The sequence below is a fragment of the Coprococcus sp. AF51-11b1 genome (genome assembly GCF_027682785.1).
GTDB lineage: Bacteria > Bacillota > Clostridia > Lachnospirales > Lachnospiraceae > Allocoprococcus > Allocoprococcus comes.
The window spans coordinates 227,815-245,186 of record NZ_JAQCZB010000003.1; the positions used below are offsets into that span (position 1 = coordinate 227,815).

Below are 17,372 nucleotides of genomic sequence, written 5' to 3' on the forward strand. Positions count from 1 at the left end.
TCTATAATTTTATAGCATTTCAGAATCTGCTCTGTTTTTTAATAGTACATTTAAACAAGACGTGCAAAAAAACGAGGCTCTACATCAATCGTAAAACCTCGTTCCTGTTTTCTACTATTATTTCATTTTTAAATTATTCTCTACGACAACATCATCCGGTCATTCGCAAACTCGCCGCCGCTGACTTCTTCAAACTTCGCCAGCAGATCTGCAACCTTCAGATTCTTCTTCTCTTCTCCTGATACATCGTAGATAATTTTTCCTTCATGCATCATGATCAGGCGGTTGCCGTGCGCGATGGCATCTTTCATATTATGTGTTACCATCATTGCAGTAAGCTGATGCTCCTGAATGATCTTATCGGAGATGGCAAGTACCTTCGCTGCAGTTTTCGGGTCAAGTGCTGCAGTATGCTCGTCCAGAAGTAAAAGCTTTGGCTTTTTAAGAGACGCCATCAAAAGAGTGATCGCCTGTCGCTGTCCACCAGAAAGAAGTCCGACTTTACTGCTCAGACGGTCTTCCAGTCCAAGATCAAGTTCTTTCAGGGCTTCTTTATAGCGCTCCCGCTCTTTTTTCGTAATGCCCCATCCAAGACCTCTGCGCTCGCCACGTCTGGCTGCGATCGCCATATTTTCTTCAATCGACATGGTTGCCGCAGTTCCAGTCATCGGATCCTGGAAAACTCTTCCCAGATAAAGTGCTCTTTTATGCTCTGAAAGCTTTGTAATATCCACTCCGTCAATGATGATCTTTCCTTCGTCTACAGACCACACTCCTGCGATCGCATTCAGTGTGGTGGATTTTCCTGCACCATTTCCACCGATGATAGTCACGAAATCACCCGGATTGAGGTTCAGATTCACTCCGTTAAGTGCGACCTTTTCGTTGATCGTTCCCGGATTAAAGGTTTTATGAATATTCTGGATTTCCAACATATATCCCATTATGCAGTCCTCCGTTTCTTTGTAAAATATTTACCCTTCATGTACGGAACTGCAAGGAAGCATGCAACCACTACCGCTGAGAACAGTTTCATATAATCAGAAGGCATCTTCAGCCACAATACCAGTGCGATTACAATATAGTAAATAATCGCTCCGATAAAGATTGCTCCCAGTGTAAAGGCAAAGGCTGCTTTTCTGCCTGCACAGAATTTTGCAAAAATAACTTCGCTGATGATAACGGCTGCAAGTCCGATTACAATGGCACCTCGTCCCATATTAACATCGGCTGCTCCCTGGTACTGTGCGTAAATTCCGCCGGAAAGTCCCACAAGTCCGTTGGAGATCATAAGCGCCAGAACCTTTGTAAAGCCTGTATTAATTCCCTGTGCACTTGCCATCTGCGGGTTACATCCGGTTGCACGGATCGATGCACCAAGCTCAGTTCCAAAGAACCAGTAAATAATTGCGATCAGGATAAGTGCTGCCACGATCAGCTTTACAAAAAACAGTTCACTTCCTTCGCCGGTCACATAACGAAGCGATGCAACCAATTTATACTGCATAACATTGACTGCCTGATTGGATTTTCCCATGATTCCGAGATTCACCGAGTAAAGCCCGATCTGCGTCAGAATACTGGCCAGAATGCCCGGAATTCCAAAAAACGTATGTAAAATACCTGTCACAAATCCGGCTGCCATACCTGCCAGAAATGCGAAAAGAAGTGCCAGTGCCGGATTCATACCGCCGCGGATCAGCATAACTGCAACTGCTCCACCTGTAGCCAACGATCCGTCAACCGTCAAATCCGCAAAATCCAGAATGCGGAAGGTGATATAAACGCCAAGCGCCATAATTCCCCAGATGATCCCCTGCGCTACATTTCCCGGAAGTGCACGCACAAGAGACATCGGATCTAAAGCTGCTAAATACATGATTTCTGCCTCTTTCTAATACTTATTATTCCTCAATTGCTTCGTAATCGTCCGGAACAGTGATTCCGAGTTCGTCACAAATTGTTTTGTTATACATCTTTGTAACATTCGGTGCACTTTCAATATCCATGGTTGAGATATCTTTTCCATTTACAAGGATATCGTAAGCCATTTCACCTGCTCTGTATCCGATGTCATAGTAGCTGATAGAAAGAGTTGCAATACCACAGCCTTCACAAATTCCCTGTTCACCTGCGATTACCGGTACTTTTGCCGGAAGACAGATATTGTTGATAATCTCTGTATTAGATGCCATTGTATTATCAGTTGGGATGTAAAGTGCGTCGCACTCATCTACTGCACTTGTCACTACAGACTGGATTTCATTAGAATCTGCTGCTGTGTATTCTTTATACTTAATTCCATCTTTTTCAAGTGCTTCCTCAAACTTCTTCGCCTGGTATGCTGAGTTCGGTTCTGCTGAGCAGTAAAGGATACCTACTGTTTTTGCATCCGGAAGGAGCTCTTTAAGCATTGCTTCCTGTTCATCGATCGGTGCAAGGTCACAGGTTCCTGAAATGTTCATACCTGTTGATCCTGTCCAGTCAGAAATATCAAGAGCAGTTGCATAATCTGTAACAGATGTTCCAAGAATCGGGATCGTGCTTGTTGCAGCTGCTGCACACTGAAGAGCAGTTGTTGCATTTGCAAGGATCAAGTCATCATTGTCTGCCACAAAATTGTTTACGATGGTTGCGCAGTTTGCCTGTTCGCCCTGTCCGTTCTGAAGATCGAACTTCACTTTGTCTTTTCCGAATTTTTCTTCACAGGCTTCTTCAAATCCTTTGGTTGCCTCGTCAAGAGCTGCATGCTCAAGCTGCTGGCAGATACCGATCTTATATACCTTGTCTGATGAATCCTTTGAAGAAGATTCTTTGTCTGATGAACTTCCGCCACAGGCAGCAAGTGCCAGTGTCATTGCTGCAGTAAGTGATACTGCTAAAATTTTTCTTGCTTTCATAATAACATACCTCCATCTATGTTCTTTTCGAACAAACTTTTTCCGTTTTGGCTTTACAGCTTTAAACTTTAGCGGTTTAAACTTCAATGGTTTAAAGCTTTGCCGTGATATTGATTATAGCGTTTTTTTGTACTTTAGTCAAGGTATGTTACAAAAAGCTACAAAAATTCTAGCTTTTCCGATCCATTATCCTGCAAAACAAAATCGCCGCCCCGGTACTGACCGCCGTTGCCACAATCCCAGATCCAACAACGGCTGTCGGATTCACGCTTCCGTACTGGCTCCGGTAGGCAATCACCGACACCGGGATCAGCTGCAGTGAAGAAATATTTACGATCAGGAAGGTACACATCTCATTGCTTGCAACGCCTCTTTTTCTTACCGGTCCTGCTGCTTTTCCAAGGCGGCGGTCTTCTTCCAGCTTCTGAAGCTCTTCCATTGCTTCAAGACCTGCCGGAGTTGCCGCCCAGCCAAGTCCGAGGATATTTGCAATGATGTTTGCTGCGATTGGTTTTTCTGCCGGGTGATCTTTTGGCAGTTCTGGAAAGAGGAAATGGATCAGAGGGGAAAGGCGGACGGTTGCCGTTTTCAGGATGCCGGATTTTTCTGCGATTCCCATGAGTCCGGTCCAGAAGGACATGACGCCCATCATCGTGATGCAAAGGGTGACGGCTTCTTTGGAGGAATCTAAGGCGGCGGTGGTGATGTCCGGCATTTTGCCGGAGAAAGCGGCAAAAAGGATGCCAATAAGAATCATTCCCGACCACAGGTAATTGAGCATTTTTTCTCCTTTCTTGGATGGGGAAGAGTGTTGGAGAGGGGACGCCGGGTGGAAAATAAATTGTGTTCAAATTCAAGTTGTGCAAACCATTCCGACGAACCTCTTAGGGCGGGAATCGTGTTCAGCAATGGCTTCCACGATTCCTGATTTTCGTCTCCATTGCACAAAAAATTGAATTTGAACACAATTTATTTTCCGCCCGGCTGACATTCTACAAGTCATACTTTTCCGCCAAACTATAAATGGGGAGTCGAAAAGCCTGCTCTTTGAGATTGCATCTCAAAGTTGCAGGCTTTTGCTGCGATTTCAATACATTTATATGTATGAAATTGCTTCCTTATTCAAGACATTTTTCAGGGTGCTCTTTTTCGTATAGTTCTTTCATTTTGTCAATTTCTTCTTGAGTATACTCTTCCACTTCAGTTTTCGTCACTTTCTTAATGTGTTGTTTTTTCAAACGCAAATACACATATTCCCGGAAGAGGGTATAGAGTACAGACACCAGTGGGATGAAGATGAGCATTCCTATGATTCCCAGAAGGTTACCGCCAATGGTGACTGCAGCGAGGACCCAGATGGAGGGAAGCCCTACGGAGCTGCCGACTACGTGTGGGTAGATCAGGTTACCTTCGATCTGCTGGAGGATCAGAAATACAAGGATGAAAAGGATTGCCTGTTTCGGGCTCACCATGAAGATTAGGAGACCGCCAAGTACGCAGCCGATGAAGGCTCCAAAGATTGGGATCAGGGCTGTGAAGGATATGATGATTCCAATCAGCAGTGCATACGGCATTTTCAGTATACTTAATGTAATTACAAACATACTTCCGAGGATGACTGCTTCCAGGCACTGTCCGGTAAGGAAGTTTGCGAAGGTACGGTAGGTCAGGGAACAGACTTCAAGAATCACTTCTGCTTTTCGTTTTGGAATAAACGCGAAAAACACTTTTCTCACCTGCACATGCAGTTTTTCTTTCTGGAAAAGAATATAGCAGGCAAAGGAAAAGGCAATAAAAAATGTAGTAACTCCACTGACGATGGAGCCAACCGCTGTCATCGTTGTATTCATAAAATTTCCCGCACCATTTCCGAGAATACTCATCCCCCACTGGATTGCCTTATTCGGATTGAACTCCACCTGGTTCACAAGATCCATGATTTCCCGGTTATTGTGCGTAAATTCCCGTACCCAACTCTGCATCTGCGGAATAAATTCTGCAATACTGTTCATCAGACTTCCAATTGTTGCCGTAAGCTGCGGAATCAGACCGAACATAACAAGCACGATCACCCCCACTACCAGTACGATCGTAAGAAGAAGACTGATCGGTCTTGCAAGCTTTCCTGCCGCCTTACTTCCTTTCTCTTTTGCCTTTCCAAATAATTTTTTCTCCAGAAAGCTCATCGGAACATTGATCACAAACGCGATCGCACCGCCAAGAGCGAAGGGGAAAATAATCCCCCATACCGCCTTGATCACGCCAAGAACCACATCAAATTTCCACAATGCAACTACGATCAGCGCTGTAAATACGATCAATTCCCGGATTTTTTTTATAGATAATTTACTAAAATCCACTATTTTCTCCATTCTACTACAACATATTTATGGTTAATCCCCTTACAACCAGTAAGCATTTTCCCATATTGTTACTCTGATAATTTTCCACGTACCCACTTCAGAAGCTGTATGATCGGAAAACAGGCAAACGCATACAGGTAGACAGTCCCAAGCTGTTCAAAGTTCAATGTTTCTACTTTGAACACCTGATGCAGCCCCGGAATTGTAAGTACAGCCGTGATCAGAATTGCTCCCAGTGCAAATGCGCCCTGCATCCATTTATTATTGAAAAACCGTTTGGTAAAAATCACCGGATGATCTGATTTACAGTTATATCCGTGAAACAGCCGTGCAAGACAGAGCGTTCCAAATGCATAAGTACTTCCAAGAAGTGCACCGTCCTGATGATATCCTGTCAGGAAACTGATCATCGTCATTACACCGATCACCAGTCCTTCCAGACCAATCTTTGACAGAAAATCTTTTGTCAGGATCGACTCATCTGCCGGTCTTGGCTTCTCATTCATCACATCACTGGTATGCGGTTCTACTCCCAGTGCAATTGCCGGGAGACTATCAGTCAGCAGGTTGATAAAAAGCAGATGAACCGGTGCAAACGGAACCGGAAGTCCTGCGATCGATGCATATAAAACAGCGAGAATTGCACCGAAGTTTCCCGATAACAAAAACTGGATCGCATACTTGATATTACGGTATAAGTTTCGTCCGTTTTCCACTGCTTTTACAATTGTAGCAAAATTATCGTCTGTAAGTACCATCGCCGCTGCATCTTTGGCAACTTCTGTTCCGGTTACTCCCATTGCAACACCTATATCTGCCTGCTTAAGAGCCGGTGCATCGTTGACACCGTCGCCGGTCATCGATACAATATTTCCGCGCTCTTGCCATGCACGGACGATCCGGATCTTATGTTCCGGCGAAACCCTTGCATAGACAGAAATCTTCGGGACAAATCCCCGCAACTCCTCGTCACTCATATTTTCAATCTCTGCGCCCTCACAGGCTTCGGATAAATCCTTTAAAATGCCGATCCGTTTTGCGATCGCTGCTGCCGTGATCTTATGGTCTCCCGTGATCATCACCGGACGGATGCCTGCTTTGATACATTCTTCTACTGCAGCTTTTGACTCTTCCCTCGGCGGATCCATCATTGCGATCATTCCGAGAAATACCAGCTGGTCCTCATCCTCTGCGGTCAGCAGATGTTCTTCCGGAATCTCCCGGAAGGTAAATGCCAGCACTCGAAGACCTTCCATTGAAAATTCCTGATTCTGGCTCTGAATCTTTTCTTTATCTTCTTTTGTAATCTCCCGTATTCCATTTTCTGTCCAGATCCGGTCTGTCAGATCCAGGAGACGGTCAACCGCACCTTTGACGATCATCCGGTTTTCGCCGTCTATCCGGTGAAGCGTCGACATCATTTTCCGGTCACTGTCAAATGGAATCTCATCTTCTCTTGGATAACTTTCTCTTACTTCTGCAGCTTCCACTCCATAGCGGCTTCCCAGATTGATCAGCGCTGTCTCTGTCGGATCTCCGATTTCCACTCCATTTTCATTGGTAGAATCGTTACATAAAATGCTGCAATCAAGCAGAAATCTCTGTGCCGGATCTGCCATATCGAGCTCATCTGCCCGGATTCTTCTGCCTTCTATATAATAATCTTCAACAGTCATCTTATTCTGCGTGAGAGTTCCGGTTTTATCCGAACAGATCACGGAGACACTTCCAAGACCTTCTACCGCCTGCAGTTTTCGAATAATTGCATGCTCCTTGGCCATCTTCTGCGTTCCGAAAGAAAGGACGATTGTTACAATTGAACTTAATGCCTCCGGGATTGCTGCAACCGCAAGTGCTACTGCAAACATAAACGCGCTTCCGATATTTTCTCCACGAAATACACTGATTCCAAATAAGATTCCGCAAAATACCAGGATCAGAACCGAAAGCTTCTTTCCGAACTCTTCCAGATTCACCTGAAGCGGAGTCTGCTTTTCAGAGGTTGCTTTCAAAAGTCCGGCAATCTTTCCGACTTCTGTCTGCATACCTACACTTGTCACAACGGCTCTTCCACGTCCGTAAGTAACAAAGCTTCCCGAAAATAACATATTGTTCCGGTCACCAAGCGGCACTTCCTCTTCGATTTCATCCAGGCTCTTCTCAACTGCAAGACTCTCCCCGGTCAGTGCACTTTCATCGATCTTCAGACTTGCGTTCTCGATCAGTCGTCCGTCTGCCGGAACATAATCCCCGGCTTCCAGAAGGATCACATCTCCAACCACCAGTTCTCTTGCCGGAATCGGTGTCACCGTACCATTCCTGAGAACCTTCGCCTCCGGTCCTGAAAGCTTTTTCAGGCTCTGAAGCGACTGCTCTGCTTTTACCGTCTGCACGGTTCCCAAAATCGCATTCATTGTAATGACGATCACAATAACTGCCGCACTTTCTGCGTCTCCTAAAATTCCTGAAATAATCGCCGATGCAATCAGGATAATCACCAGGAAATCCTTGTACTGCTCCATAAAAATCTGCAGCACACTTTTTTTCTTTCCCTCCGCGAGCTCATTCCATCCACATTTTTCACGGGACTTTTCCACTTCTTTTATCGTAAGTCCCTCTTCTCTGCTTCCCATCTGTCCAAGCACTTCTTTTACCGATGACTGATAAATTTCTTTCATCCTTTCCGCCTCCTGTTTCTGAGTATTCACATTCCTGAATTTCTTATGCAACGAAGCTCTCTTTCGATAAAAATGTACAAAAAAAGAAACCCTTATTGCACAACAAATAATGCAATAAAAGTCTCACCATTTTCTTGTGGTACCGGATGCTTCCACCGTACTGACGACACCACAAACGCGGATTCCCTTGCGTAGGTTACTCCCCTTTATTAACGTAACTATATACCACGAATAGCCCGATTGTCAAGAAAATTTTAACCGGAGTCTCCAAAATCGGAAACTCCGGCAAATAATTTCACATCTTAGTTTGTAATTGTCTTTTCTGTCTCTTTGTCGAACACATGGATCTTTTCAGCATCGAATGCGAATGTAACTGTATCCCCTGTTCTTGCTGTTGTTCTAGAATCAACACGGGCTGTCATTGTAGCTCCTTCATAATCAAAGTGGAGATAAACTTCAGCACCAAGCATTTCATATACACGGATCTTAGCCTGAATAACTGTATTCGGTGAAGATGTGATAAACATCTGCTCATCATGTACATCTTCCGGACGGATTCCAAGGACAACAGTCTTTCCTTCATATCCTCCATCGATAAGTTTCTTTGCTTTTGCCGGTGGAAGTACAATATCAGCCGGTCCAACTTTGAGGACAACTTTGTCACCCTTCTTCTGGCATACAGCATCAAGGAAGTTCATCTGTGGTGATCCGATGAATCCTGCAACGAAGAGGTTGCATGGGGTATCATAAAGTACCTGTGGTGTATCTACCTGCTGAACAACACCTGCGTTCATAACTACGATTCTGGTTCCCAGTGTCATAGCTTCTGTCTGGTCATGTGTTACGTAGATGATTGTTGTACCAAGTCTCTGATGAAGTTTGGAAATCTCGATACGCATCTGTCCACGAAGTTTAGCATCCAGGTTGGAAAGTGGTTCATCCATAAGGAATACCTTCGGGTTACGAACGATTGCACGTCCCATAGCAACACGCTGTCTCTGTCCACCTGAAAGAGCTTTTGGTTTACGGTCAAGCAGTGGTTCAAGGTCAAGGATCTTAGCTGCTTCACGAACCATCTTATCAATCTCCGGTTTCGGAACTTTTCTTAATTTAAGTCCGAATGCCATGTTATCATATACAGTCATATGTGGGTACAGAGCATAGTTCTGGAATACCATCGCGATATCTCTGTCTTTTGGTTCTACATCATTTACCACTTTGTCACCGATCTTGAGTTCACCGCTTGTGATCTCTTCCAGACCTGCAACCATACGAAGTGTGGTAGATTTACCACATCCAGATGGTCCTACAAAAATGATAAATTCTTTATCTTCAATTTCAAGGTTGAAATCTTTAACTGCTTCAAATCCGTTCGGATATGTTTTGTTAATATGCTTTAATGATAAGCTTGCCATTTATTTTTCCTCCTAAATCTTTGTGCGCTTCTTACACACTGTCGCTGTTCTTGTTTCTGAAATAAAGTATATCTGTTTTTACATCGTCGGTCTATAACCGGGTTGAACAAAGATTTTTTAAGAAGGTGTACAAATTGACGAAAGCCTTACAGCAGTTCTTTATAAATGTCCCTCTTTCCGACTCCGCGGTCTTTTGCCACCTTTTTCATGGCTTCTTTCTTATCGATTCCCTGGTTCATATAGTAATCCATATGCTCCTGAACCGTCATTTCTTCCCATTTTGCGCGCTCCTCCTGTAAAATGCTCTCCCGGCTCTTCCCCTCGATCACAAGCACACACTCCCCCTTCGGATCGTTGCTCTCGTAATAGGAAACCGCTTCCGCAAATGTGGTGCGAAATGCAGTCTCATGCTTTTTTGTAAGTTCCCGGCACACAGTCAGATGTCTGTCCCCACCAAGAACTTCTCCAAGCTCTCTCAAGGTTCTCACCAGACGGTGCGGTGCTTCGTAAACGATCATCGTTCTTGTCTCATCTACAAGCTCACCTAGGACTGCCTGTCTTTCCTTTTTGTCCGTTGGAAGAAATGCCTCAAATGCAAATCTTCTGGTGGAAAGCCCGGAAAGTGTCAGTGCCGTAATACAGGCAGCGGCTCCCGGAAGGGAAGTGACCGTAATTCCGGCTTCATAGCACATTTTCACCAGTTCCTCACCCGGATCTGAGATCCCTGGTGTACCGGCATCGGTGATCAGCGCAATATTCATCCCTGTAAGAAGTTTTTCCACCAGAGCGTGTCCCTTTTCTATCTTATTATACTCATGATAACTGGTCATCGGTGTTTTAATCTCAAAATGATTCAGCAGTTTAATACTGTTCCTGGTATCTTCTGCCGCGATCAGGTCAACTTCTTTCAGCGTCCGGATCACCCGGAACGTCATATCTTCCAGATTGCCAATCGGTGTTGCACACAAATATAATGTTCCTGCCATTCGTTACTCCTTTCCAGTTCCTGTCATCCCGTAATACTCCAGGATCTCCCGTGTATAGCTGCCGTCCTTCTCATAAACGATCAGTGGCGGATCTACTGTCATCCGCGATTTGGCACCACGGATTCCTTCTATTAAAACCATGTTCGGTTCCTTATCCACATATGGATACACCAGACGCATTCTTTTTGGCTCCAGCTTCGCCTCACACATTGCTGTCAGAATCTCTGCGAGCCTAAACGGTCTGTGTACCATATAAAATCTTCCTCCGGCTTTTAAAATCCGTGCACTTTCCCGGATAATATCCTCCAGTGTGCACAGTACCTCATGCCTCGCAATTGCCTTAGCACTTTCCGGATTAGCCATTCCATGACCTCCGATCATGTATGGAGGGTTCGTTGTTATCACATCCATGGAACCTTTTCCAAATATCTGTGACGCTTCTTTGATATCTCCCGTCACAATGTCGATCTGCTCCTCAAGCCGGTTGTGCCGGACACTCCGACACGCCATATCCGCACTTTCTTCCTGGATCTCCAGTCCTGTAAAATGCTTTCCTTTTGTCTTTGCGGCCAAAAGAATCGGGAGAATTCCCGTTCCTGTTCCAAGATCAAGAACGCATTCTCCCGCTTTTACTTTGGCAAAGGCACTTAAAAGCACTGCATCCATTCCGAAGCAGAACCGCCCCGGGCTCTGGATGATCTCATAGCCTTTTATCTGTAAATCATCGAGCCGTTCTCCCGGCTTAAGATTATTTGTCATCTAACTTTGACGCTCCTTCACCTTTCTCCAGAGCTGCAAGCTCTTTCATTTCCTGTTTGGAAAGCTTCACATCCTTTTTCCGGCGGCGCGGTTTGAACTTCAGGTCAGCTGCCGGGTATTCACGGATTTCTTTCTCATCATTGTCCAGAGTTACAATAACCCTGACAAGCTGACGCAGTACGCTTAATGACTGTACTTCACCTTTCAGTCCTTCCGGAGTTGTCACCGCCTCACCTGCAGACGGAAGATTATTGTTGAGTTCCTCGTATGTCTCTTCCTCATTTGTCAGGCAGCACATCAGTCTGCCACATACACCTGAAATCTTAGTCGGGTTCAGAGACAGATTCTGTTCTTTTGCCATCTTGATCGAAACCGGTGCAAACTCAGACAGATAGGTGTGGCAGCAAAGCTCTCGTCCACAGATCCCGATTCCTCCGCGGATCTTCGTCTCATCTCTTACACCGATCTGGCGAAGTTCGATCCTGGTACGGAATACCGCTGCCAGATCCTTTACCAGTTCACGGAAATCAATTCTTCCGTCTGCGGTAAAGTAAAACAGCACTTTATTGTTGTCAAAGGTATATTCTGCATCGATCAGCTTCATCTCCAGTCCATGCTTGTGGATCTTTTCCAGACAAATCTGAAATGCTTCTTTTTCTTTTTTGCGATTCTTTTCTTCTACACGGCGGTCATCCTCTGTCGCCAGGCGGATCACTGTCTTAAGAGGCTGGGTGATCTCTTCATCCTTCACTTCCTTCGGTCCCATCACAACGTTACCGAATTCTACTCCTCTCGCGGTCTCTACAATTACCTGATCGCCACGCTTCACCTCAAATTTGCCCGGTGAGAAAAAATAGATCTTTCCTGCAGTCCGAAAACGGACTCCAATTACTTTTGTCATTCCCTAGTTCTCCTTTATTGTCAACAGAAGAAGTTCCATGACAAGATCAAAGTTGACATTGGCGCGCAGTCTCGCCTTTGCTTTCTCAAGTGCTTCCAGAATTGTCTCAATTCCTTCATAAGAGCTCTTTTTCGCACGCTCCCTGATACTGTCGATCTCTTCACCGAAAATCAGTCTGTCGATATTCATTGTTGCTTTATAGATCAGAACATCACGATACCAGATCATAAGGATGTCCAGATAATCTGTGATCTCAATCTTGTAAGCGGAAATCCGTTTCACAGCTTCCACCAGATCACCGAGTTCCATGGTATCGATATTCTTCAGCAGACGAACTGCCTCATCTTTAATTTCATTAAAATGCTCAGAGCCTGCCAGCATAGCAGCTTTTCCAATATTGCCCTGTGCAAATGCAGTACACACGTCTGCCTTGTAATCAGGAACCTGAAGCTGCTCCATCAGATACCTTTTCACAAGCTGATCCTTAATGTTGCGGAGCTTCAGCATAACGCATCTTGAGCAGATCGTTGGGAGCAGACTGTTCGCATTCCCTGTAAGAAGCAGAATTACCGCATAAGCAGGTGGCTCTTCGATTGTCTTCAGCAGAGCATTCTGTGCCTGTACAGTCATCATATCTGCATCCGGCATAATGTAGATCTTGTATTTTCCATTATAAGGCTTCACCTGAATATCCCCATTGATCTGAACCCGGATATCATCTACACTGATGCTGTTCGGCTTTTCATGCGTTACCCAGATAATATCCGGATGATTGCCGCTGACTGCCTGCTTGCACGAATGGCACTCATAGCACGGTTCTGCTCCGCCCTTTTCGCACTGCAGAGTCTGTGCAAAAAGACCTGCAAGCATCTTCTTTCCAGATCCCTTCTCGCCGTTCAGAATATAAGCATGTGATACTTTATCTTCTGTAACTGCGTTCTGTATATACTGAATGATCTCGCTATGTCCTACGACATCTTTAAATCCTGACATATTATCACCCTCTTCTTTCTTACTATTCCATTAGTATAACATAAATTTATGCAGATACCTAGAGCAAATTCCTGTGGTCTTTCTGAATTATTTCTGAAAATTCTGCGAATTTCGCTTTGTAGGTATGTTGAAATCATATCTTCTGCACACAAACTATCTTCTCAATAATAAAAGATGACAACTTTTCCGATATGTTTTATAATAAGCATGAATATATAAAGCTTCTGTATCCAATGATGTAATCGGATTGCTCCATTTCTACGCAATTTATTCTTTTGATACTTACATCATACAAGATGTTGGGGTCAAAAGGTATTTTGGTCAGACAAACTTTATATAAGTTTCTTACACAGAAAGGGGATGAACTCATGCTGGAGGTAAAAAATCTTACATTCCAGGTGAATGAAAACGGAATAGAACGAAGTATCGTAGAAAATATCAGTTTTAACGTAGAAGACGGGGAAATGCTGGTGATCACCGGTCCGAACGGAGGTGGCAAATCCACACTTGCAAAAGTGCTGATGGGGATTGACCAGGCAAGTGCCGGACAGATCATCTTAGACGGAACCGATATCAGTGATTATGATATCAACCACAGGGCAGAAGCCGGAATCGGTTACGCATTCCAGCAGCCACCGCGCTTCAAAGGAATGACGGTAAGCAAGCTTTTATCACTTGCGGCTGGAGAAGATCTGACAAGAGATGTCTGTTGCAGACTTTTAAGTACCGTTGGACTTTGTGCCAACGAATACATTGAACGTGAAGTAGACGGAACCTTATCCGGCGGTGAAATGAAGCGTCTGGAAATTGCAACCGTTCTCGCAAAGCCGCACAAACTCTGTATTTTCGATGAACCGGAGGCCGGAATCGATCTCTGGAGTTTTTCTATGTTGATCGAACAGTTTGAAAAAATGCACAAAGAGAAAAAGCAGAGTCTTATTCTTATTTCCCATCAGGAAAGAATCATCCAAATGGCTGACCGGATCATGGTAATCGAAGGCGGAAAGATTGCTTCGATCGGACAGACCGCGGATATCCTTCCACAATTATTAGGGAAGACAGCAGACTCTTACAGCTGTCTGAAATGTAGATAACAGGGGAGGAAAATACAATGACTTTATTGGATAAAATTACAGAAAAAGTATTAGCTCAGATCGATGATACCGGTTTTACACAGTCCGGTGCATTCAATTTACGACATAATGGGATCGCGCTCTGCCACGGTGACAGTGAGCATATTAAAATCAAGAAAAAACAGGACAAGCCGGGAATCGATATTTTCATCGATGGAAAAACAGACGGCGAAGAAGTTCATATTCCGGTTGTTGTTGACGCAAGCGGAATGACGGACGTTGTTTACAATGATTTTTATGTAGCAGAAGGTGCAAATGTAACCATCGTTGCCGGATGTGGTATCCACAACAGCGGATGTAACGAAAGCCGCCATGATGGTATTCATACTTTCCATGTGGAAAAAAATGCAAATGTACGCTATGTAGAAAAGCATTACGGAGAGGGTGAAGGCACCGGAGCCCGTGTACTCAATCCTGTTACCGAAGTTTATCTTGGTGAAAATTCTGTATTTACGCTGGATACTGCTCAGATCAAAGGAGTCGATTCTACGGTTCGTGAAAATAATGTACATCTGGAAGCCGGTTCCAAGCTTTATGTCATTGAAAAACTGATGACACATGGAAAACAGGAAGCTACTTCAAATATGATGGTGGAACTGCTCGGAGAAGGCAGCTCTGCGCAGATCGTATCCCGTTCGGTCGCAAAAGGCGAATCCAGACAGGTCTTCCATCCGAGGGCTGTCGGAAAGAACCGTTGCCATGCACATGTTCAGTGTGATTCTATTATCATGGATCATGCAGAAGTAAGTTCAATTCCTGAGATCAATGCGAAGCATGTGGATGCGGCTATTATCCACGAAGCTGCGATCGGAAGGATCAATGATGAGCAGTTGATCAAGCTGCGGACTCTTGGAATGACGGAAGAGGAAGCAGAAGGAGTGATTATTGAGAACTTCTTGAATTAGAGTCATGCGTAGCGTGGAAATATGACGAAAAAAAGAAATCCATCTTCGGTATCTGCTTCGTTGCACTAAGCATTCCACCGAGCCTTTGAAAGCATCAATTGTGTCAGCAATGGCTTCCACAATTGATTAAGTCTCGGTTCCATAGTGCAAAGGCGCTGATACCGAAGATGGATTTCTTTTTTTCTGGATATTGACTCCACTACATTATAAAATCTTATTTAATAAACTTCATGAATTTCTCAATGAGAAGTTCATATGGACAGGCGGAGCCTGTCTCGCTTGGGTGTTGAAATCTCTACTGTTCAAGTATCTTTTTACAGATTTTCTCAAGTACGTCTTCAAGATTTGTGTTTTCGTAGCGTTCTGTGATTCCGGCATGGGCTAGGTTTTCTTCGGAGAAATCTTTGGAATCGGCGAGGAAACGGCGGCACATTTCGGCGTATTTGGGTTCTTTCTGGGTTTTCTCACGGGCGAGGGCGCGGGTTAAGCGCTCTCCGTCTTCTACCTCGATGTAAAGTGGAACTACTTTTTCGTTTCCAAAATAGGTTTTCAATTTTTCATAGGATTCAAGAGTTCCGATCATGAGATAATCCTGATTTTTTTGTTCAAAATCGAACTGTCCGTCATCAGAGGTGAAATAGTGCCAGATACCATAAACTGTATTGTAAGCACGTTCTTCGATCAATCGGCCTTCTGTTTTGAACTTTTTAAGTTCAATTTCGTCTGTAAAGAAATATTCTTCGCCTTCTTTTTCTCCCTCACGCCGTGGACGGGTTGTATAGATCGTTACATTTTTTAACTGTGGCATTCTTTTTCTCAGTTCTTTGTAGATTGTGTCTTTCCCCGTTGAACTTTTTCCCATCAGATAATATATTTTACTCATGTTTCCACACCTTTATCTTGCCTTCCGTCTGTATTCCTTCTATTTGGAGATTCTGTGTTTCATAATAACAAAGAAGTTCTACTGCTTCCCGGCTGATCCGCTCTCCGGGTACGATAACCGGGCTTCCCGGTGGGTAGAGATATGCGTATTCCAGAGAAATGTGTCCTTCACTTTCTTTCCACGGAATCTCTTCTGTTTCTCCGTCTTCTTCCCGGTCTGCTGCCTCCTGCGGTGTAAAATACTGCTCCAGTCTAGGAAGCTCTCCGGAAATCTCTACGCTTCCAGAAACGGCTGTTTTTGCTTCCAGCTGACCGTCTATTTCCAGTAACGCAGCTTTTAACCTATCCAGTCCTTCCTGCGTATCTGCCACGGTCGTCATCGCAAGTACATAGGTTTCTCCGGTCATTTCCATTTCCAGATGATATTCTTTTCGCAGCCGTTCCGCAAGCTCCGGACTTGTAATATTTGCATTTGCTGTGGAAATCACAACTTTGGAAATATCATAATGTTCTGTACGGAGAATCTGTAAATGCTGTAATGGCTTCAGTTCTTCTCTGAACTTTTGCAGCCTCTCTACATAAAGTTCAAATGCTTCCTCACATTTTCCATCCAGGAAATCCACGCAGGCATCCAGGCTTGCCATGAAAATATACGACGGACTGCTGCTCTGCAACATATCCAGATATTTCTTAATTCTTCTTCGATTGGCAAGCTTTCCGTTGATATGCAGGATTGCAGTCTGTGTAAGAGAAGGCAGTGTCTTGTGCAGACTGTTGATCACCACATCTGCTCCCAGATCATTTGCGCGCCCCGGAAATGCCGGATGAAATCCAAAATGCGGTCCATGTGCTTCATCTACGATCAGTGGAATCCTATACGAATGTGCCACTTCCGCAATTCCTTTCACATCCGATACCACGCCATCATAATTTGGAGATACGATCACAACGGCTTTGATATCCGGCTCTGCAGCAAGTGCTTTTGCCACATCTTCTTTGCTGATCTCCCCGTTCATATGCATGGAAATATCAAATTCCGGATACACATAGCGCGGTACAAGACCATTCATATAGATTGCATGGTAAATGGATTTGTGACAATGGCGTGCCACCAGAATCTTATCTCCCCGGTGCGTACATCCCATCACTGCACTTAAAATTCCGGCAGTACTTCCATTTACCAGAAAATGACTTTCCTCTGCCCCAAATACCCTTGCGGCTCTTTCCTGCTCTTCTTTTAAAATACCATCTGCGTGATGCAGATCATCGAAACCATCGATTTCCGTGATATCCAGATCGTATGGAAGTTCAATTCCAAGAAGTGCCTTGTTTCTCTTATGTCCCGGCATGTGAAATGCGTAAAAATCGCTCTCGGAATATGCTTTTAATTTATCGTATAGTCGTTCCATTTTAAACCTCTTTAAGTCTTTTAGAAACATCATATAATTTTTCTTCCG

15 protein-coding genes are annotated in these 17,372 nt (G+C 44.3%); 2 read left to right on the forward strand and 13 right to left on the reverse strand.

Annotated elements, in window-relative coordinates; translation table 11 throughout:
- Positions 1-140: 140 nt before the first annotated feature.
- From PGY05_RS05205 to holB, 11 genes are all read right to left on the reverse strand, one after another.
- Positions 141-935, reverse strand: a complete 795-nt coding sequence (locus PGY05_RS05205) for an ABC transporter ATP-binding protein (protein ID WP_172679847.1) — start codon at positions 933-935, stop codon at positions 141-143.
- Positions 936-943: 8 nt separating this feature from the next.
- Positions 944-1,879: an ABC transporter permease gene (locus PGY05_RS05210; RefSeq protein WP_008374138.1), complete on the reverse strand. Its 936-nt coding sequence runs from the start codon at positions 1,877-1,879 to the stop codon at positions 944-946.
- Between the two features lie 25 nt (positions 1,880-1,904).
- On the reverse strand, positions 1,905-2,900 hold the full coding sequence (locus PGY05_RS05215; protein WP_055155725.1) for an ABC transporter substrate-binding protein: 996 nt from the start codon (positions 2,898-2,900) through the stop codon (positions 1,905-1,907).
- Between the two features lie 169 nt (positions 2,901-3,069).
- Complete coding sequence (locus PGY05_RS05220) at positions 3,070-3,681, reverse strand: nucleoside recognition protein (RefSeq protein ID WP_270475445.1); 612 nt, start codon at positions 3,679-3,681, stop codon at positions 3,070-3,072.
- Positions 3,682-4,018: 337 nt separating this feature from the next.
- The gene (locus PGY05_RS05225) at positions 4,019-5,260 is read right to left on the reverse strand and encodes an AI-2E family transporter (RefSeq protein ID WP_270475461.1); all 1,242 of its coding nucleotides are present in this window, start codon (positions 5,258-5,260) and stop codon (positions 4,019-4,021) included.
- 71 nt (positions 5,261-5,331) lie between these two features.
- A complete protein-coding gene (locus PGY05_RS05230; protein ID WP_270475446.1) occupies positions 5,332-7,941 on the reverse strand; it encodes a cation-translocating P-type ATPase in 2,610 nt (869 codons plus the stop codon).
- Positions 7,942-8,243: 302 nt separating this feature from the next.
- Positions 8,244-9,356 (reverse strand): ABC transporter ATP-binding protein, encoded by a 1,113-nt coding sequence (locus PGY05_RS05235; RefSeq protein WP_055248115.1) that lies wholly within the window; start codon positions 9,354-9,356, stop codon positions 8,244-8,246.
- A 146-nt stretch (positions 9,357-9,502) separates the two neighbouring features.
- Positions 9,503-10,342: a 16S rRNA (cytidine(1402)-2'-O)-methyltransferase gene (gene rsmI, locus PGY05_RS05240; protein ID WP_008374152.1), complete on the reverse strand. Its 840-nt coding sequence runs from the start codon at positions 10,340-10,342 to the stop codon at positions 9,503-9,505.
- Between the two features lie 3 nt (positions 10,343-10,345).
- A complete protein-coding gene (locus PGY05_RS05245) occupies positions 10,346-11,101 on the reverse strand; it encodes a tRNA1(Val) (adenine(37)-N6)-methyltransferase (RefSeq protein WP_008374154.1) in 756 nt (251 codons plus the stop codon).
- Complete coding sequence (locus PGY05_RS05250) at positions 11,091-12,002, reverse strand: PSP1 domain-containing protein (protein WP_008374156.1); 912 nt, start codon at positions 12,000-12,002, stop codon at positions 11,091-11,093. Before PGY05_RS05250 ends, PGY05_RS05245 begins: the two co-directional genes overlap by 11 nt.
- Before the next feature lie 3 nt (positions 12,003-12,005).
- A complete protein-coding gene (gene holB, locus PGY05_RS05255; protein WP_270475447.1) occupies positions 12,006-12,995 on the reverse strand; it encodes a DNA polymerase III subunit delta' in 990 nt (329 codons plus the stop codon).
- 368 nt (positions 12,996-13,363) lie between these two features.
- On the opposite strand from holB, the gene PGY05_RS05260 reads away from it, so the two are divergent.
- Together PGY05_RS05260 and PGY05_RS05265 are read left to right on the forward strand one after the other, a co-directional pair.
- Positions 13,364-14,089 (forward strand): ABC transporter ATP-binding protein, encoded by a 726-nt coding sequence (locus tag PGY05_RS05260; protein ID WP_022220430.1) that lies wholly within the window; start codon positions 13,364-13,366, stop codon positions 14,087-14,089.
- Positions 14,090-14,106: 17 nt separating this feature from the next.
- The gene (locus tag PGY05_RS05265; RefSeq protein ID WP_055155720.1) at positions 14,107-15,033 is read left to right on the forward strand and encodes a SufB/SufD family protein; all 927 of its coding nucleotides are present in this window, start codon (positions 14,107-14,109) and stop codon (positions 15,031-15,033) included.
- A gap of 295 nt (positions 15,034-15,328) precedes the next feature.
- Here PGY05_RS05265 and PGY05_RS05270 read toward each other — a convergent pair whose 3' ends face one another.
- Both PGY05_RS05270 and PGY05_RS05275 read right to left on the reverse strand, forming a co-directional pair.
- Positions 15,329-15,916 carry a guanylate kinase gene (locus PGY05_RS05270; RefSeq protein ID WP_270475448.1) on the reverse strand — a complete coding sequence of 196 codons (588 nt, stop codon included), beginning with the start codon at positions 15,914-15,916 and terminating at the stop codon, positions 15,329-15,331.
- A complete protein-coding gene (locus tag PGY05_RS05275) occupies positions 15,909-17,324 on the reverse strand; it encodes an aminotransferase class I/II-fold pyridoxal phosphate-dependent enzyme (protein ID WP_270475449.1) in 1,416 nt (471 codons plus the stop codon). The genes PGY05_RS05270 and PGY05_RS05275 overlap by 8 nt, the downstream gene beginning before the upstream one ends.
- Positions 17,325-17,372: the final 48 nt, after the last annotated feature.